Annotated in this window: 13 protein-coding genes; 5 read left to right on the top strand and 8 right to left on the bottom strand. The window is 65.2% G+C overall.

The features are described from left to right. Positions 1-4: 4 nt before the first annotated feature. The 7 genes from wspF to GYA95_RS01795 all read right to left on the bottom strand — a co-directional run bounded on the left by wspF (position 5) and on the right by GYA95_RS01795 (position 8,328). On the bottom strand, positions 5-1,018 hold the full coding sequence (wspF, locus tag GYA95_RS01825) for a Wsp signal transduction system protein-glutamate methylesterase WspF (protein ID WP_013971215.1): 1,014 nt from the start codon (positions 1,016-1,018) through the stop codon (positions 5-7). Beyond that, on the bottom strand, positions 1,015-3,318 hold the full coding sequence (locus GYA95_RS01820) for a hybrid sensor histidine kinase/response regulator (protein WP_015269159.1): 2,304 nt from the start codon (positions 3,316-3,318) through the stop codon (positions 1,015-1,017). Before GYA95_RS01820 ends, wspF begins: the two co-directional genes overlap by 4 nt. Then, a complete protein-coding gene (locus tag GYA95_RS01815; RefSeq protein ID WP_043935385.1) occupies positions 3,315-3,977 on the bottom strand; it encodes a chemotaxis protein CheW in 663 nt (220 codons plus the stop codon). Before GYA95_RS01815 ends, GYA95_RS01820 begins: the two co-directional genes overlap by 4 nt. Next, complete coding sequence (locus GYA95_RS01810) at positions 3,974-5,248, bottom strand: CheR family methyltransferase (protein WP_015269157.1); 1,275 nt, start codon at positions 5,246-5,248, stop codon at positions 3,974-3,976. Before GYA95_RS01810 ends, GYA95_RS01815 begins: the two co-directional genes overlap by 4 nt. Continuing rightward, positions 5,245-5,751 carry a chemotaxis protein CheW gene (locus GYA95_RS01805; RefSeq protein ID WP_015269156.1) on the bottom strand — a complete coding sequence of 169 codons (507 nt, stop codon included), beginning with the start codon at positions 5,749-5,751 and terminating at the stop codon, positions 5,245-5,247. The genes GYA95_RS01810 and GYA95_RS01805 overlap by 4 nt, the downstream gene beginning before the upstream one ends. Positions 5,752-5,756: 5 nt before the next feature. Beyond that, complete coding sequence (locus GYA95_RS01800) at positions 5,757-7,379, bottom strand: methyl-accepting chemotaxis protein (RefSeq protein ID WP_015269155.1); 1,623 nt, start codon at positions 7,377-7,379, stop codon at positions 5,757-5,759. Between the two features lie 256 nt (positions 7,380-7,635). After that, the gene (locus tag GYA95_RS01795) at positions 7,636-8,328 is read right to left on the bottom strand and encodes a tellurite resistance TerB family protein (protein WP_015269154.1); all 693 of its coding nucleotides are present in this window, start codon (positions 8,326-8,328) and stop codon (positions 7,636-7,638) included. Between the two features lie 218 nt (positions 8,329-8,546). Here GYA95_RS01795 and ydcS point away from each other — a divergent pair, with 218 nt between their 5' ends. The 5 genes from ydcS (at position 8,547) to GYA95_RS01770 (ending at position 14,035) form a co-directional block, all read left to right on the top strand. Next, a complete protein-coding gene (ydcS, locus tag GYA95_RS01790; RefSeq protein WP_015269153.1) occupies positions 8,547-9,698 on the top strand; it encodes a putative ABC transporter substrate-binding protein YdcS in 1,152 nt (383 codons plus the stop codon). A gap of 148 nt (positions 9,699-9,846) precedes the next feature. Beyond that, positions 9,847-10,884: an ABC transporter ATP-binding protein gene (locus GYA95_RS01785; protein ID WP_015269152.1), complete on the top strand. Its 1,038-nt coding sequence runs from the start codon at positions 9,847-9,849 to the stop codon at positions 10,882-10,884. A gap of 1 nt (position 10,885) precedes the next feature. Continuing rightward, entirely contained in the window at positions 10,886-11,797 is a 912-nt protein-coding gene (locus GYA95_RS01780; RefSeq protein ID WP_015269151.1) for an ABC transporter permease, read from the top strand. After that, the gene (locus GYA95_RS01775; RefSeq protein WP_015269150.1) at positions 11,787-12,593 is read left to right on the top strand and encodes an ABC transporter permease; all 807 of its coding nucleotides are present in this window, start codon (positions 11,787-11,789) and stop codon (positions 12,591-12,593) included. The genes GYA95_RS01780 and GYA95_RS01775 overlap by 11 nt, the downstream gene beginning before the upstream one ends. A 17-nt stretch (positions 12,594-12,610) precedes the next feature. After that, positions 12,611-14,035 carry a gamma-aminobutyraldehyde dehydrogenase gene (locus tag GYA95_RS01770; protein ID WP_015269149.1) on the top strand — a complete coding sequence of 475 codons (1,425 nt, stop codon included), beginning with the start codon at positions 12,611-12,613 and terminating at the stop codon, positions 14,033-14,035. A gap of 359 nt (positions 14,036-14,394) precedes the next feature. Here GYA95_RS01770 and GYA95_RS01765 read toward each other — a convergent pair whose 3' ends face one another. After that, entirely contained in the window at positions 14,395-15,501 is a 1,107-nt protein-coding gene (locus tag GYA95_RS01765; RefSeq protein ID WP_015269148.1) for an NADH:flavin oxidoreductase/NADH oxidase, read from the bottom strand. Between the last annotated feature and the right edge of the window lie 416 nt (positions 15,502-15,917).

Genomic DNA, 15,917 nt, shown 5'->3' with positions numbered 1-15,917 from the left:
TTCGTCATTTTGCGAAAAATTCCATCAAGCGCCCGGCTATGCGTTCCAGCGGGCGGATTTCCACTGCGGCATCGATGGCCGCAGCGGCCTTGGGCATCCCGTACACCGCACTGCTGGCCTGGTCCTGGGCAATGGTCAGGAAACCCTGCTGGCGCATCAGCTTCAGGCCCTGGGCACCATCGCGACCCATGCCGGTAAGCAACACACCCACCGCATCGCCGGTCCAATAGCGCGCCACACTCTCGAAGAACACATCGATCGAGGGCCGGTAAATTTCATTGACAGGTTCGGCAGTGTAGGCCAGTTGGCCGTTCTGTAGCAGGCGGATGTGGTGATTGGTGCCGGCCAGCAATACCTGCCCCGGCTGTGGTGGCTCGCCCTCACGGGCCAGGCGCACCGGCAAGCCGGCGGCGCTGCTGAGCCATTCTGCCATGCCCGCGGCAAATACCTGGTCCACATGCTGGACCAGCACGATGGCCGCCGGAAACGCCGCCGGCAGGCCCTTGAGCAGTACTTCGAGGGCCGCCGGGCCGCCAGCGGACGAACCGATCGCAACCAGCCCGCGGTGCTGTGACGCCGCCCGCACGGGTGCGGCGACCGGGCGTGCGGCCGGTGCGCGCTGCTGACCAATCAACCAGCTTATGTTGAGGATCTTGCGCAGCAGTGGCGCTGCCGCTTCACGCGGATCGCCCGCCCCCAGCGCCGGCGTGTCGACCACGTCGAGGGCGCCGTGGCCCATGGCCTCGAATACCCGGTGCACGTTCTGCTTGCGATCGACCGTGACGATGACGATGGCGCAAGGGGTTTCGGCCATGATCCGCCGGGTGGCCTCGACGCCATCCATGACCGGCATGATCAGGTCCATGAGGATCAGGTCTGGCTGCTGCTCGGTGCAGCGCTGCACCGCCTCGGCGCCATTACTGGCCACCCACACCACCTGATGCGCCGGTTCGAGGGCAACCGCCCGGCGCAGCGCCTCGACGGCCATGGGCATGTCGTTGACGATGGCGATCTTCATCCCTGAGCACCTCCGATCAGCTCAACCACAGCATCCAGCAACGCATCGTCATGGAAACTGGCCTTTGCCAAATAGTAGTCGGCGCCGGCATCCAGGCCCCGCCGTCGGTCTTCCTCACGGTCCTTGTAGGACACCACCATCACCGGCAGCGATTGCAGGCGCTGGTCGCGGCGTACCAGGGTGACCAGCTCGATGCCGTCCATGCGCGGCATGTCGATATCAGTGATCAGCAGGTCGAAGTCCTCGTCACGCAAGGCGTTCCAGCCGTCCATGCCATCCACCGCAACGGCCACGTCGTAGCCACGGTTGCCGAGCAGCTTGCGCTGCAGTTCACGCACGGTCAGCGAATCATCGACCACCAGGATGCGCTGGCGCGCCACGCCACGGGTGCCGCTGCTGCCGCGGTCGATGCGTTCCAGGCTGCCGGTGCTGAGCAGCTTCTCCACCGAACGCAGCAGGTCCTCCACATCGACGATCAGCACCACCGAGCCATCGTCGAGCAGGGCGCCGGAAGAGATGTCCTGCACCTTGCCCAGCCGTGGGTCGAGCGGCATCACCACCAGCACCCGCTCGCCCACCAGTCGCTCCACGGCTACCCCGTACAACTGCTCGCGCTCGCGGATCACCACCACGCGCAGGTTGCTCTCCTGCGTTTGCCCGGCCGGGCGATTGAGCAGTTGGCTGGCCGCGACCAGGCCTATGTGCCGGCCTTCGTGCCAGAAATGCTGGCGCCCCTCGATCTGCACGATCTCTTCGGCACTTACTTCGAGCGTGCGTTCGATATGAGCGAGCGGGAAGGCATAGGCCTCGCCACCCACCTCGACCACCAGGCTGCGCACAACCGACAAGGTCAGTGGCACCTGCAAATGGAAACGGCAGCCCTGCCCGGCCAGCTGGGTCAGCTCTATCGAACCGCGCAGCTCCCGGATCATGTGCTGCACCGCATCCAGGCCGACACCGCGCCCGGACACCTCGGTGACTTTGTCGCGCAGGCTGAAACCGGGCAGGAACAGGAATGTCAGCAACTCTTCCTCGCTCATGCGCGCCACCGTGTCAGCGGGCGAAAGGGCGCGCTCGACAATGCTGCTGCGCAGGCGTTCGAGGTCGATGCCGGCACCGTCGTCGATCAGTTCAAGGCTGAGCATACCGGCCTGGTGCGAGGCCCGCAGGCGGATCACGCCCTCCTCCGCCTTGCCCGCCAGCAGGCGCCGCTCGGGCAGCTCGATGCCGTGGTCGACCGCGTTGCGCAACAGGTGGGTCAACGGTGCCTCGAGCTTTTCCAGCACATCACGGTCGACCTGGGTCTTTTCCCCTTCCACCAACAGCCGCACCGGCTTGCCCAACGAACGACCAAGGTCGCGCACCATGCGGCTCTGGCCGGTCAGCACATCGGCAAACGGCCGCATCCGGCAGGCCAGCGCGGTGTCGTAGAGCAGTTGTGCGCGCTGGCTGGCCTGCCAGCCGAACTCGTCCAGGTCGGCAGCCTGCTGCTGCAGGATCTGCTGGGTTTCCGCCAGCAGGCGCTGGGTCTGTGCCAGGGCTTCGAGCACCTCGCTGCTCTGGCCACTGTCCTCCAGTTGCAAGCGCAGGCCATCAAGCGCCTGCATGCCCTGGCCGTGCATGCGCTTGAGGCGCTGCAGGGTGGCCAGGTAAGGCTTGAGCCGCTGGGTTTCCACCAGCGACTTGCTGGACAGGTCGAGCAGGCTGTTGAGGCGGTCGGCGGTGACCCGCAGCACCCGCTCCGTACCTTCGCCGGTGCGCTTGCCGGCCTTGCGACGCGGGGCCAGCTCGGGCTCGGGCTCAGGCTCCAAGGGTTCGACAGGTAGCGGCAAAGGTTCGGCTTGCACGGTTTGCGCCGGCGCTTCCGGCAGCGCTGGCACGGCTGGCGGCGCGGGGGGCAAGGCTGCCGACCCCGGGTCGAGCAGGTTGGCCATTTGCGCAAGGAACACCGGCAGGGTCGCCTGCGCCCCGACATCGCCAGGCATGGCGATGCGCATCAACAGGTCGGTGCCCTGCAACAGGGCATCGATATGCTCGGCGCTCAGCCGCAGGCGACCCTCCTGGGCGGCCACCAGGCAGTCCTCCATGACATGGGCGACGCTGACGCCAGCGTCCACTCCGACGATCCGCGCCGCGCCCTTCAGCGAGTGGGCCGCGCGCATGCAAGCCTCAAGCTGGTCGGCCTGCGTGGGATTACGCTCCAGCGCCATCAGGCCGGCACTGAGCACCTGGGTCTGCGCCTCGGCCTCCAGGCTGAACAGTTCGAGCAACGATGCGTCGCGCATTTGCTCTGGGGTCATGACAGGCTCCGCTGCACGGCAGACAGTAAATGTTGATCGTCCAGTACCCGCACGCTGCGGCCACGCCATTGCAGGACCGCTGCGGTGAAGTGGGAGGCGTCCTGCCCGCTGTTCAGCAGCAGCGGGTCGAGCCGGTGAATGCCGTCGATTTCCTCGACCGCCATCACCACCGGCCCGCCTTCCGCGGCCAGGATCAGCATGCGTGGCATCGCCCGGCCGCCACGTTGCTCGGCAGCGCTGGCCTGCACACCCAGCAAGTCAGCCAGTGACAGGCACGGCACCAGCGCACCACGTACGTTGGCCACCCCCTGCAGCACCCGCGAGCGCTGGTGCGGCAGCGAATGCACCGCCTGCAGCGGGGCAATTTCGGCCAGGCAGGCGGTGGGCAGCGCCAGCCATTCTTCGCCAAGGCGGAACAGCAGCATGGAGCGGCTAGTGTTTTCCTCCACCGGCGCAGCCACGGCGGCCTGGTGGTCCTGCATAAGTGCGTAGCGGTCGAGCAGGCGTGTGGCCGCTGCGGCATATACCTCGCAGTTGCGACAGTGAACATGACGCTCCAGCAATGGGCACTGCTTGTCGCCGTGCACGCCAATGCGGTTCCAGCAGTCATCGACGTGCGTGTCAGCCTCGGCGAGCAATTGCATCGCGGATTCCTTCATCGTTCAGACTCCCGGCCAACCCGCGCGGCGCGCTCCTGCAGGCGCCGGGCACCGGCCAGGTCACCCTGGGCTGCCAGCAAGGCAGCCAGGTGTACCAGCGCCTCGGAGTGCTGCGGTTCCAGGTACAGGGCTTTGCGATAGTGGGTCAGAGCCTGCTGCGCATCGCCTTCGGTGTCGCTGAGCAGCCCCAGCCAGTAGTAAACCTGCGCCGAAGGCGCGAACTGGCCCAGGTAGCGCTGGCATTCGGCACGGGCCTGCTCGCTGGCACCGGCGTTGGCAAGCCGGGCAATGCTGGCCAGCAACTCAGTTGCATCCTCACGTTTGTGCTCGCGCGCCGGTGCTGGCTTGGCGGCAAAGGGGAGCACCCGCAATGGGCGCGGCAACGCTGCGCTCGGTAACGGAGAGCCTGGCTTGGCAGGTGCTGGCGACGTGCGACGCAAGGGCTGGACCGGGGGCGTAGCCAGCGCAGCGCTACCGCCCTCCTGGCGCACGTAGGCGAACGACTGGGCAATCCCCAGCGGGCGCATGCCCAACCGCGCCAGCAAGCTGCCTTCGGCGGGGCCGATGAACAGTACGCCCTGTGGATGCAGCAAGCGCTTGAGCACTTCGAACACCCGTTGCTGGGTCGGCACGTCGAAATAGATCAGCAGGTTGCGGCAGAACACGAAGTCGTACAGGCCATCGCGGCTGGCCAGGGCCGGGTCGAGTACGTTGCCCACCTGCAGGCTGACTTGGTCACGCACCCGCTCATGCAGGAGGTGGCCTTCGTCGAGCGCATCGAAGTAACGCTCGCGAAAGCCCAGGTTACTGCCACGGAAGGCATTGCGCCCGTACACGGCCTGCCCGGCCTTGGCCACGGAACTGGGGCTGATGTCCATGCCGTCGATCATGAACGCCCCCGGCGCGATACCGGCATCGAGCAAGGCCATGGCCAACGAATAGGGCTCCTCGCCGGTCGAGCAAGGCAGGCTGAGCAAGCGCAGCGGGCGCGCCCCGGCCAGCTCGGCCAGGCGCTTGTGCGCCAGGCTGGCCAAGGCGGTGAAGGATTCGGGGTAACGGAAGAACCAGGTTTCCGGAACGATGACCGCTTCGATCAACGCCTGTTGCTCATCCGTCGACTGCTGCAGGTGCAGCCAGTAATCATCCAGGTCCGCGGCGTCCACGGCCACGCAACGCTGGCGCAGCGCACGCTCGACCATGGGCGCGCCCACCGACTCCACGTCCAGGCCTATGCGCTCGCGCAAGTAGCGGAAGAAATGCTGTTCGTTCATGTCGGCATCCCTGTCGGATCACCCGCATACAGCAACTCGTGCACGGCATCGGGGAGCAGGTCGTTGACTTCGATGCGCTGCAACAAGCCCTGCTCATCCTGACGCACCGGGCCCAGGTACGGGGCCTCGCCGCTGTCCACGCCATACGGCTGGAACTCGTCGGGGTGGCAACGCAGGGTTTCGGTGGCCTGCTCCAGTATCAGACCAAGCTGTAGGCCGACTCGGTAGTGCACCAGAACCAGGCGGGTACTGGTGCGCTGCGCTGCCGGTTGGCCGAAGCTCAATGCCGCCAGGTCGACCACTGGTACCAACAGGCCTCGGTGCGCAAGGATGCCTGCGACCCAGGCAGGTGCCTTGGCGATCGGTTTCAGCGGCTGACGCGGCAGCACCTCGATCACCTCGTGCACGCTCAGGGCAAAGCGTTGCTCCCGAATGCGAAACTGCAGGTACAACGCCCCCTTGGCGTTGCCCGTCCGCGCGGCCCGCGATTGCAAGTCGTTCATCGCGGTCAGACTTTGAAGCGCGACACGCCGCCACGCAGGCCCGCGGCCACCTGGCTCAGCTCATCGATGGCGAAACTGGCCTGGCGCAGCGACTCGACTGTCTGGGTGCTGGCATCGCTGAGCTGGGCCAGCGCCTGGTTGATCTGCTCGGCACCGGTGGCCTGGGCCTGCATGCCTTCGTTGACCATCAGCACACGCGGCGCCAGGGCCTGCACCTGGTGGATGATCTGGCTGAGCTGTTCGCCCACCTGCTGCACCTCGAACATGCCGCGGCGCACTTCTTCGGAAAACTTGTCCATGCCCATGACCCCGGCCGACACCGCCGACTGGATCTCGCGCACCATCTGCTCGATGTCGTAGGTGGCAACGGCGGTCTGGTCGGCCAGGCGGCGCACTTCGGTGGCCACCACGGCAAAGCCCCGGCCGTACTCGCCGGCCTTTTCCGCTTCGATGGCAGCGTTGAGCGACAGCAGGTTGGTCTGGTCGGCAACCTTGACAATGGTCACCACCATCTGGGTGATGTTGCTGGCCTTTTCGTTGAGGATGCCCAGCTTGGCGTTGACCAGGTCGGCGGCACCCATCACCTGGTGCATGGTTTCTTCCATGCGTGCCAGGCCCTGCTGGCCGGAGCCGGCCAGGCTGGAGGCCTGGTCGGCGGCCGAGGTGACTTCGGTCATGGTGCGCACCAGGTCACGCGAAGTGGCGGCGATTTCCCGCGAGGTGGCGCCGATTTCGGTGGTGGTGGCGGCCGTTTCGGTGGCGGTGGCCTGCTGTTGCTTGGAGGTTGCGGCAATTTCGGTCACCGAGGTGGTCACCTGCACCGACGAACGCTGGGCCTGGGCCACCAGGTTGGCCAGGGCCTCGGCCATTTCGTTGAAGCCGCTTTCGATGGCGCCGAACTCGTCCTTGCGGTCCAGGCTCAGGCGCATGCTCAGGTCGCCGGAGCGCAGTTTGTCGAGGGCATGGACAATGCGTTGCATGGGCGCGGTGATGGCGCGCATCAGCAACAGGCCGCAGATACCGGCGGCGATGATCGCCAGCAGCAGCGAAACCATCATGCTGCCCTTGGCGGTGCTCACGGCGCCGACGATCTCGTTGGTGTCGGTGTCGGCGGCGGCCCGGTTGTGCTCGATCACTTCGTTCAGAAGCTTGCGGCCTTCTACCCAGGCCGGGGTCAGCACATCGGTGATCAACCGCTGGGCTTCGGCATAGTCGTGCTTTCGATAGGCTTCCAGCACCTGCTCGATGATCTTGAGGTAGGCAACCTCCATCTGGATGAAGGCGTCGAACCGCGCCTGGTCGTCATCATCCTGAATGGTGCCCTGGTAGCTGGCCATGTGCTCTTTCAGGCGGTCCTGGAAGCTCTTGAACAGTTCCGCATCGGCCGAGGTGAATTCACGCTGGTTGGACAGGCCTACCAACTGCTGGCTAGCCACGTAACCGTCGACCCAGGCACTGCGGATCATCGAGCTGTAGTAGAGGCCGGGAATGCTGTCGGTCCCCACTGCCTGTTCGGCGGATGCGATGGTCACCAACCGCGAGTAGGCGGCCACGATCATCAGCAGCATGATGGCGATGATCACGGCGAAACTTGCCAGGATCCGTTGGCGCAAGGTCCAGTTCTTCACATTCAGCCCTCAGGAATTCACAACGAGCGGGAAAAATCGCCGAAGTATAGCCCAGGCGCCCAGTGCTCATGCGGCTGAAATGTGGGGTGACCAGGTAACCTTGCCGACAGACCGGTCATTTGTGCCCAACGCCATTGGGGCCGCTGTGCGGCCCATCGCCGGCAAGCCAGGCTCCCACCTCGACCGCATGACCTCAGGTCATGTGTGATCCCTGTGGGACCCGGCTTGCCGGCGATGGGCTGCAACGCAGCCCCCATCACTGGCCGGCGGCAAGCCTTGCCTGGCTTTCCAGCTCCTGGCGCAGGGCCGGGTCCAGGCGCAGCTGGCGGGCCAGTTCGTCCAGGTAGGCGCGCTCCATGAAGTTTTCCTGGTCGACCATCATCACGCTGGCCAGGTACATCTCGGCGGCCATTTCCGGCGTTTGCGCGGCACGGGCCACTTCGGCCGGGTCCAGCGGCTTGTTCAGCTCGGCATGCAGCCAGTGCTGCAACTCGCGGTCGTTGTCCAGGCGGGTGAATTCACCCTCGATCAGCGCACGCTCGCGTTCATCGATATGGCCATCTGACTTAGCCGCCGCCACCAGCGCCCGCAGCACCGCCTGGCTGTGCAGTTCGGCCTGGGCCGGCGGCAGGCGGTCGACGGTCTGCGGCTCGGCGGCGGCCACCTGCTGGCGCGCCTGCCAGTTGCCGTAGGCCTTGTAGGCCAGCACACCGAGCGCGGCCAGGCCGCCATAGGTAAGGGCCTTGCCGCCATACTTGCGGGCCTTCTTGTTGCCCAGCAGCAAGCCCATGGCGCCCGCCGCCAGGGCGCCGCCACCGGCACCGGAAAGCAGGCTGCCAAGGCCGCCGGCACTGGCGCCTGGCTTGCCAGAGCTGCCCTTGCCGGCCTGGCTGGCGAGCAAGTCCTGGCCGGACTTGAGCAACTGGTCGAGCAATCCCCGGGTGTTCATCAAACGGTCTCCACGTTGGCCAAGGGAGCCGTCAGGTTAAGCCCTGCCCGCCCGATCGCCATGGGGGGATTTGCTTCCGGATGTTGCATTGGCTGGCAAAAAGCCAACTAGACTCGATATCGCCAATACCGCGCGTAAACCGCACTACGCCTATAACGCTCGCTTCACGGCTTGCTTGATGACTGCCCCGACCAAAATCTCCAAGAAGAGGGAACACCATGTCAGTGCACAAGACCGCATTGCTCGGCGCAACCGCCTGCGCCGTGCTGGCCAGCGCCAGCCTGCAGGCTGCCGAACCGCCCAAGGCCCTGGGGCCCGGCGAGGGCCGCCTGGACATCGTCGCCTGGCCCGGCTACATCGAGCGCGGTGAAAGCGACAAGGCCTACGACTGGGTGACCGGCTTCGAGAAGGAAACCGGCTGCAAGGTCAGCGTCAAGACCGCCGCCACCTCGGACGAGATGGTCAGCCTGATGACCAAGGGCGGCTATGACCTGGTCACCGCCTCGGGCGATGCCTCGCTGCGGCTGATCGCGGGCAAGCGGGTACAGCCGATCAACACCGACTTGATCCCCAACTGGAAGAACATCGACCCACGGCTGCAGAACGGTGGCTGGTACGTGGTCGACAAGCGGGTCTACGGCACCCCGTACCAATGGGGCCCGAACGTGCTGCTGTACAACACCGACGTGTTCAAACAGGCGCCCACCACCTGGGGTGTGCTGTTCGAGCCGCAGAACCTGCCCGACGGCAAGCCGAACAAGGGCCGCGTGCAGGCCTACGATGGGCCGATCTACATCGCCGATGCGGCGTTGTACCTGAAGACGGCCAAACCGGAGCTGGGCATCCAGGACCCGTACGAGCTGAGCGAAGCGCAGTACAAGGCCGTGCTGGAACTGCTGCGCCAGCAGCAACCGCTGATCCACCGCTACTGGCATGACGCCACGGTGCAGATGAGCGACGTGAAAAACGAAGGCGTGGTTGCCTCCAGCTCCTGGGGCTACATGGTCAACGGCCTGAAGGCCGAGAAGCAGCCCGTGGCCTCGACCATTCCCAAAGAAGGCGCGACCGGCTGGGCCGACACCACCATGCTGCACAGCGAGGCCAAGCACCCCAACTGTGCCTACAAATGGATGGACTGGTCGCTGCAGCCGAAAGTACAAGGTGACGTGTCGGCCTGGTTCGGTTCGTTGCCGGCGGTGCCGGCGGCCTGCACCGGCAACGAGCTGCTGGGGGCCGAGGGCTGCAAGACCAACGGTTTCGACAACTTCGACAAGATCGCCTTCTGGAAAACCCCGCAGGCCCAGGGCGGCAAGTTCGTGCCGTATAGCCGCTGGACCCAGGATTACATTGCGATCATGGGCGGGCGCTGAGGGTTTCTTCACCTGTACCGGCCCTATCGCCGGCAAGCCGGCTCCCACAGGGCCCGCATAGGCCTTGAAGCCTGCACAGTACCTGTGGGAGCTGGCTTGCCGGCGATAGGGCCGGCACTGGCAATACAAGAACAACCGAGTACCGCCTATGCCCCTAGCCGTCCAGTTCACCCAGGTTTCCCGCACCTTCGGCGAGGTCAAGGCCGTCGACCAGGTCAGCATCGACATCATCGATGGCGAATTCTTCTCCATGCTCGGCCCCTCTGGCTCGGGCAAGACCACCTGCCTGCGCCTGATCGCAGGCTTCGAGCAACCCACCAGCGGTTCGATCCGCATCCACGGTGTCGAAGCTGCGGGCGTACCGCCCTACCAGCGCGACGTCAACACCGTATTCCAGGACTACGCCCTGTTCCCGCACATGAACGTACTGGACAACATCGCCTACGGCCTGAAGGTAAAAGGCGTGGCCAAGGCCGAACGCCACAGCCGCGCCGAAGAAGCCCTGGCGATGGTGGCCCTGGCCGGCTATGGCGCGCGAAAGCCGGCGCAGTTGTCCGGTGGCCAGCGCCAGCGCGTGGCCCTGGCCCGCGCGCTGGTCAATCGGCCACGGGTACTGCTGCTGGACGAGCCGCTTGGCGCGCTGGACCTGAAGTTGCGCGAACAGATGCAGGGCGAGCTGAAAAAGCTGCAACGCCAGTTGGGTATCACCTTCATCTTCGTCACCCACGATCAGACTGAGGCGCTGTCGATGTCCGATCGCGTCGCAGTATTCAACCGCGGCCGTATCGAGCAGGTCGACACCCCGCGCAACCTGTACATGCAGCCGGCCACCACCTTCGTCGCCGAATTCGTCGGCACCTCCAACGTTGTGCGCGGCGAACTGGCCACGTTGCTCAATGGCAGCCCGGCGCCCTTCTCCATCCGCCCCGAACACATCCGCCTCGGCGACCCGGCCACAGCCAGCCAGCACGTCCAGGTCAGCGGCCTGCTGCGCGATATCCAGTACCAGGGCAGTGCCACCCGCTACGAGCTGCAGCTGGACGGCGGCCAGCTGCTGGCGGTGAGCCAGGCCAACGACCGCTGGCAGGCGCAGGCACAGGCACAGGCATGGCAAACAGGGCAACGGGTACAGGCGCACTGGCCCCGTGAAGCCATGACAGTGCTGCAGGAAACGGAGGGCCGCTGACATGAGCACGCTGCGCGGCCTGTCCAACCTGCTGTACCGGCGCCCCAACCTGTACCTGGCCCTGCTGCTGATCCCACCGCTGACCTGGTTCGGCGCGATCTACCTGGGCTCGCTGCTGAACCTGCTGTGGCAAGGCTTCTATACCTTCGACGACTTCACCATGGCGGTGACCCCGGACCTGACCCTGGGCAATTTCGCCGCGCTGTTCAACCCGTCGAACTTCGACATCATCCTGCGCACCCTGGGAATGGCGCTGGCGGTGTCGCTGGCCAGCGCGGTGCTGGCCTTCCCCATCGCCTACTACATGGCGCGCTACACCAGCGGCAAGACCAAGGCATTTTTCTACATCGCAGTGATGATGCCGATGTGGGCCAGCTACATCGTCAAGACCTACGCCTGGACCCTGCTGCTGGCCAAGGGCGGCGTGGCCCAGTGGTTCGCCCAGCAACTGCACCTGGATGCCCTGCTGCAAATGGTGCTGACGGTGCCGGGCGTGGGCGGCAGCACGCTGTCGACTTCGCACCTGGGGCGCTTCATGGTGTTCGTGTACATCTGGCTGCCGTTCATGATCCTGCCGATCCAGGCCTCGCTGGAACGCTTGCCGCCGTCGCTGCTGCAAGCCTCGGCAGACCTGGGCGCCAGGCCCGGCCAAACCTTCGTGCAGGTGATCCTGCCGCTGTCGATCCCGGGCATCGCCGCCGGCTCGATCTTCACCTTCTCGCTGACCCTGGGCGACTTCATCGTGCCGCAGCTGATCGGCCCGCCCGGCTATTTCATCGGCAGCATGGTCTATGCCCAGCAAGGGGCGATCGGCAACATGCCGATGGCCGCCGCGTTCACCCTGGTGCCGATCGTGCTGATCGCGGTGTACCTGTCCATCGTCAAGCGACTGGGGGCCTTCGATGCACTCTGAAAAAGCCTCGACCGGGCTGCGCCTGGCGGCCTGGGGCGGATTGCTGTTCCTGCACTTCCCGATCCTGATCATCTTCCTGTACGCCTTCAACACCGAAGACGCGGCATTCAGCTTCCCGCCCAAGGGCTTAACCCTGAAGTGGTTCGCCGTGGCCTTTGCCCGGCCCGATGTGCTGGAAGCGATAAAGCTGTCGCTGCAGGTGGCCTGCCTGGCCACGCTGATCGCCCTGGTGCTCGGCACGCTGGCCTCGGCGGCGCTGTACAGGCGCAGCTTTTTCGGCAAGGAGAGCATTTCGCTGATGCTGATATTGCCTATTGCCCTGCCTGGCATCATTACCGGCATCGCCCTGCTCTCGGCGTTCAAGAGCCTGGGGATCGAGCCCGGCGTGTTCACCATCGTGGTCGGCCACGCCACGTTCTGCGTGGTGATCGTCTACAACAACGTGATCGCCCGCCTGCGGCGCACTTCGCAGAGCCTGATCGAAGCTTCGATGGACCTCGGTGCCGACGGTTGGCAAACCTTCCGCTACATCATCCTGCCCAACCTCGGTTCGGCGCTGCTGGCCGGTGGCATGCTGGCCTTTGCCCTGTCGTTCGACGAAATCATCGTCACCACCTTCACTGCCGGCCACGAACGCACCCTGCCGATCTGGCTGCTCAACCAGCTCAGCCGCCCGCGCGACGTGCCGGTGACCAACGTGGTCGCCATGCTGGTGATGCTGGTGACCATGCTGCCGATACTTGGCGCCTATTACCTGACCCGTGGCGGCGAAAGCGTCGCGGGCAGCGGCAAATGACCCTGGAGGAGTCCCCGATGCAAACGCAGATGCTAATCAATGGCCAACTGGTCGCTGGCGAAGGCCCGGCCTGGACCGTGCTCAATCCGGCGCTGGGCAGTGCCCTGGCGCAGATCAACGAAGCCAGCGAGGCCCAGGTGGACAGCGCCGTGCGCGCCGCCGACCAGGCCTTCGACAGCTGGTCGCAAACCAGCCCCAAGGAACGCTCGCAAGCCTTGCTGGCACTGGCCGACGCTATCGAAGCCCATGGCGATGAACTGGCCCGACTGGAATCGCAGAACTGCGGCAAGCCGCTGAGCGCTGCGCTGAATGACGAGATCCCGGCAATTGCCGACGTGTTCCGCTACTTCGCCGGTGCGGCGCGCTGCCTGGGCGGCTCGGCAGCTGGCGAGTACCTGCCGGGCCATACTTCGATGATCCGCCGCGACCCGCTGGGCGTGGTGGCCTCGATCGCGCCGTGGAACTACCCGTTGATGATGCTGGCGTGGAAGATCGCCCCGGCCCTGGCTGCCGGCAACACGGTGGTGATCAAGCCCTCCGAGCTGACCCCGCTGACCGCCCTGCGCCTTGGCGAATTGACCCGGGACCTGCTGCCACCGGGGGTGCTGAACATCCTCTTCGGCCGTGGCCAGACGGTCGGCAACCCGCTGGTCAACCACCCCAAGGTGCGCATGGTGTCGCTGACCGGCTCGATCCCCACCGGTGCTCACATCATCAGCGCCACCGCCGACAGCGTGAAACGCATGCACATGGAACTGGGCGGCAAGGCCCCGGTGCTGGTGTTCGACGATGCCGACATTGATGCCGCCATCGACGGCATCCGTACCTTCGGCTTCTATAACGCCGGCCAGGACTGCACCGCCGCCTGTCGGCTGTACGTGCAGGATGGCATCTACGAGCGTTTCGTCGAACGCCTGGGGGCCGCGGTGGCCAGCCTCAAACCGGGCCTGCAGGAAGCCGAGGACACCGAACTGGGGCCACTGATCAGTGCCCAGCACCGCGACAAGGTCGCAGGGCTGGTGCAACGGGCCATCGCCCAACCGCACATTCGCCTGGTGACCGGTGGCAAGGCGATCGAGGGCGACGGTTTCTTCTTCGAACCGACCGTACTGGCCGACGCCCTGCAGGACGACGAAATCGTGCGTAATGAAGTGTTCGGCCCGGTAGTGTCGGTGACCCGCTTCAACGACGAAGCGCAGGCGCTGGAATGGGCCAACGACTCCAACTACGGCCTGGCCTCATCGGTATGGACCCGCGACACCGGCCGCGCCCACCGCCTGGCGGCGCGCCTGCAGTATGGCTGCACCTGGGTGAACACCCACTTCATGCTGGTCAGCGAAATGCCCCATGGCGGGCAGAAGCATTCGGGGTATGGCAAGGACATGTCGATGTATGGGCTGGAGGACTACACCTGTGTGCGGCATGTGATGATCAAACATTGAGGGTAATGCCTGGGCTGAGACCGGCACCTCAGTCCAGGAGCTTTCCTGCAAAGTAGCCAATAGAACAGGAGTAAGTATCAACGCCTGATTTTGCGCGACCTCTGTGGGAGCGGGTTCACCCGCGAACACCGGCAAAGCCGGTGCCATACACCGAGTCGCCTTCTTCGCGGGCATGCCCCACAGATGCCGCACCGCATTCAAAGGCAGTGCAATACCGTGTAGGAGCGGCCTTGTGTCGCGAAAGGGCCGCAAAGCGGCCCCGGCAATATCAGCGGCGGAGCTGGAAACCTGGGGCCGCTTCGCAGCCCTTTCGCGACACAAGGCCGCTCCTACAACGACCGCGCAATGCTTGGGTCAGGTCAATCCCGCAGGTCCGACTCGTGAATCGGGTTGGCCCGGCTGGTGGCGCGCTGGTATTGCGCCGGCCAGGTAGCTTTGTTGCCGCCCAGGTCGTCGTCGGCGTGCAGCGGCCAGTACGGGTCGCGCAGCAGTTCGCGGGCGAGGAAGATGATGTCGGCCTGGCCAGTGCGCAGAATGTGCTCGGCCTGGGCCGGTTCGGTGATCATGCCCACGGTGCCGGTGGCGATTTCCGATTCCTTGCGCACACGCTCGGCGAAGCGCGTCTGGTAGCCCGGGCCGGTGGGGATTTCGGCGTTGACCGAGGTGCCGCCGGAGGACACGTCGATCAGGTCGACGCCCAAACCACGCAGGCGGCGGGCCAGTTCGACGGTTTCATCCGGGTTCCAGCCGTCCTCGACCCAGTCGGTCGCCGATACCCGCACGAACAGCGGTAACTCGGCAGGCCAGACCTTGCGCACGGCCTCGACCACCTCCAGGGTCAGGCGGATACGGTTTTCGAAGCAACTGCCGTACTCGTCGCGACGCTGGTTGCTCAGCGGCGACAGGAACTGGTGCAACAGGTAGCCATGGGCGGCGTGGATCTCGACCACCTTGAAACCGGCCTTCAGGGCGCGCTCGGTCGAGGCGACAAAGGCGGCGATCACAGCCTGAATCTCATTGTGGTTCAACTCATGCGGCGTCGTGTGTTGCGGGTCGAAGGCGATTTTCGACGGGCCCACCGGTTGCCAGCCGCCCTCCTCGAGCTTGACGCTGCCTTGCTTGCCCAGCCATGGGCGATAGGTGCTGGCCTTGCGCCCGGCGTGAGCCAGCTGGATGCCGGGCACGCTCCCCTGGGCGGTGATGAAACGGGTGATGCGTTGCAGCGGGGCGATCTGAGCGTCGTCCCACAGGCCGAGGTCTTCAGCGGTGATGCGACCATCCGCGGTCACCGCCACGGCTTCAGTGATTACCAGGCCAGCGCCACCCACGGCGCGGCTGCCTAAATGGACAAGGTGCCAATCATTGGCCAGGCCATCGACGGCGGAATACTGGCACATCGGCGAAACGGCGATGCGGTTGGGCAGGGTCAGCTGACGCAGGGTGTAAGGCTCGAGCAGCAGGCTCATGAGGGCACCTCCCAAGGACTCCAATGGTGATCCGGCCCGGACACTCAATTGCACGTCCCTGGCCCAGGTCCGGTCATAACTTCAGACTAGACCAGAATGGTTGGGGGGGAGGTTCCATGGGATTTGGTAGAGGTTGAACGGCTCTGCGTTACCAGCGCCATGTCTGATCAGAGTTTCAGATATCCCTTACGGCCCAGATCTGGTGAAGCCTAGGCTGAGGAAATAACCTACAAGTCCTGTCGACTCGCGTCTGATTGTTACTGGAATCCCGACTCTCTAGCCTTTGCTGGTCGCTGGCATTCAGCGGCCGGGGGTGGAATCCCGATCAATTACCGAGTAGCTGTCGTCATGGCAGTTGTGCGCGGAAGGCCGCAAAGCCTACCGGGTCTACTCGTAGCCTGGATTCCACACCGCGT

It is taken from the genome of Pseudomonas asiatica, assembly GCF_009932335.1.
Taxonomy (GTDB): Bacteria; Pseudomonadota; Gammaproteobacteria; order Pseudomonadales; family Pseudomonadaceae; genus Aquipseudomonas; species Aquipseudomonas asiatica.
Note: the sequence above shows the minus strand (reverse complement) of the source record. Positions and strands in the feature narration are given on the sequence as shown.

What these genes read in the sequence shown, in the direction of transcription:
- GYA95_RS01780 (WP_015269151.1), top strand. Translation starts at nt 10,886, where the DNA reads ATGAGCACGCTGCGCGGCCTGTCCAACCTGCTGTACCGGCGCCCCAAC.
- GYA95_RS01785 (WP_015269152.1), top strand. Translation starts at nt 9,847, where the DNA reads ATGCCCCTAGCCGTCCAGTTCACCCAGGTTTCCCGCACCTTCGGCGAG.
- GYA95_RS01775 (WP_015269150.1), top strand. Translation starts at nt 11,787, where the DNA reads ATGCACTCTGAAAAAGCCTCGACCGGGCTGCGCCTGGCGGCCTGGGGC.
- ydcS (WP_015269153.1), top strand. Translation starts at nt 8,547, where the DNA reads ATGTCAGTGCACAAGACCGCATTGCTCGGCGCAACCGCCTGCGCCGTG.
- GYA95_RS01770 (WP_015269149.1), top strand. Translation starts at nt 12,611, where the DNA reads ATGCAAACGCAGATGCTAATCAATGGCCAACTGGTCGCTGGCGAAGGC.
- GYA95_RS01805 (WP_015269156.1), bottom strand. Translation starts at nt 5,751, where the DNA reads ATGAACGACTTGCAATCGCGGGCCGCGCGGACGGGCAACGCCAAGGGG.
- GYA95_RS01795 (WP_015269154.1), bottom strand. Translation starts at nt 8,328, where the DNA reads ATGAACACCCGGGGATTGCTCGACCAGTTGCTCAAGTCCGGCCAGGAC.
- wspF (WP_013971215.1), bottom strand. Translation starts at nt 1,018, where the DNA reads ATGAAGATCGCCATCGTCAACGACATGCCCATGGCCGTCGAGGCGCTG.
- GYA95_RS01815 (WP_043935385.1), bottom strand. Translation starts at nt 3,977, where the DNA reads ATGAAGGAATCCGCGATGCAATTGCTCGCCGAGGCTGACACGCACGTC.
- GYA95_RS01765 (WP_015269148.1), bottom strand. Translation starts at nt 15,501, where the DNA reads ATGAGCCTGCTGCTCGAGCCTTACACCCTGCGTCAGCTGACCCTGCCC.
- GYA95_RS01810 (WP_015269157.1), bottom strand. Translation starts at nt 5,248, where the DNA reads ATGAACGAACAGCATTTCTTCCGCTACTTGCGCGAGCGCATAGGCCTG.
- GYA95_RS01820 (WP_015269159.1), bottom strand. Translation starts at nt 3,318, where the DNA reads ATGACCCCAGAGCAAATGCGCGACGCATCGTTGCTCGAACTGTTCAGC.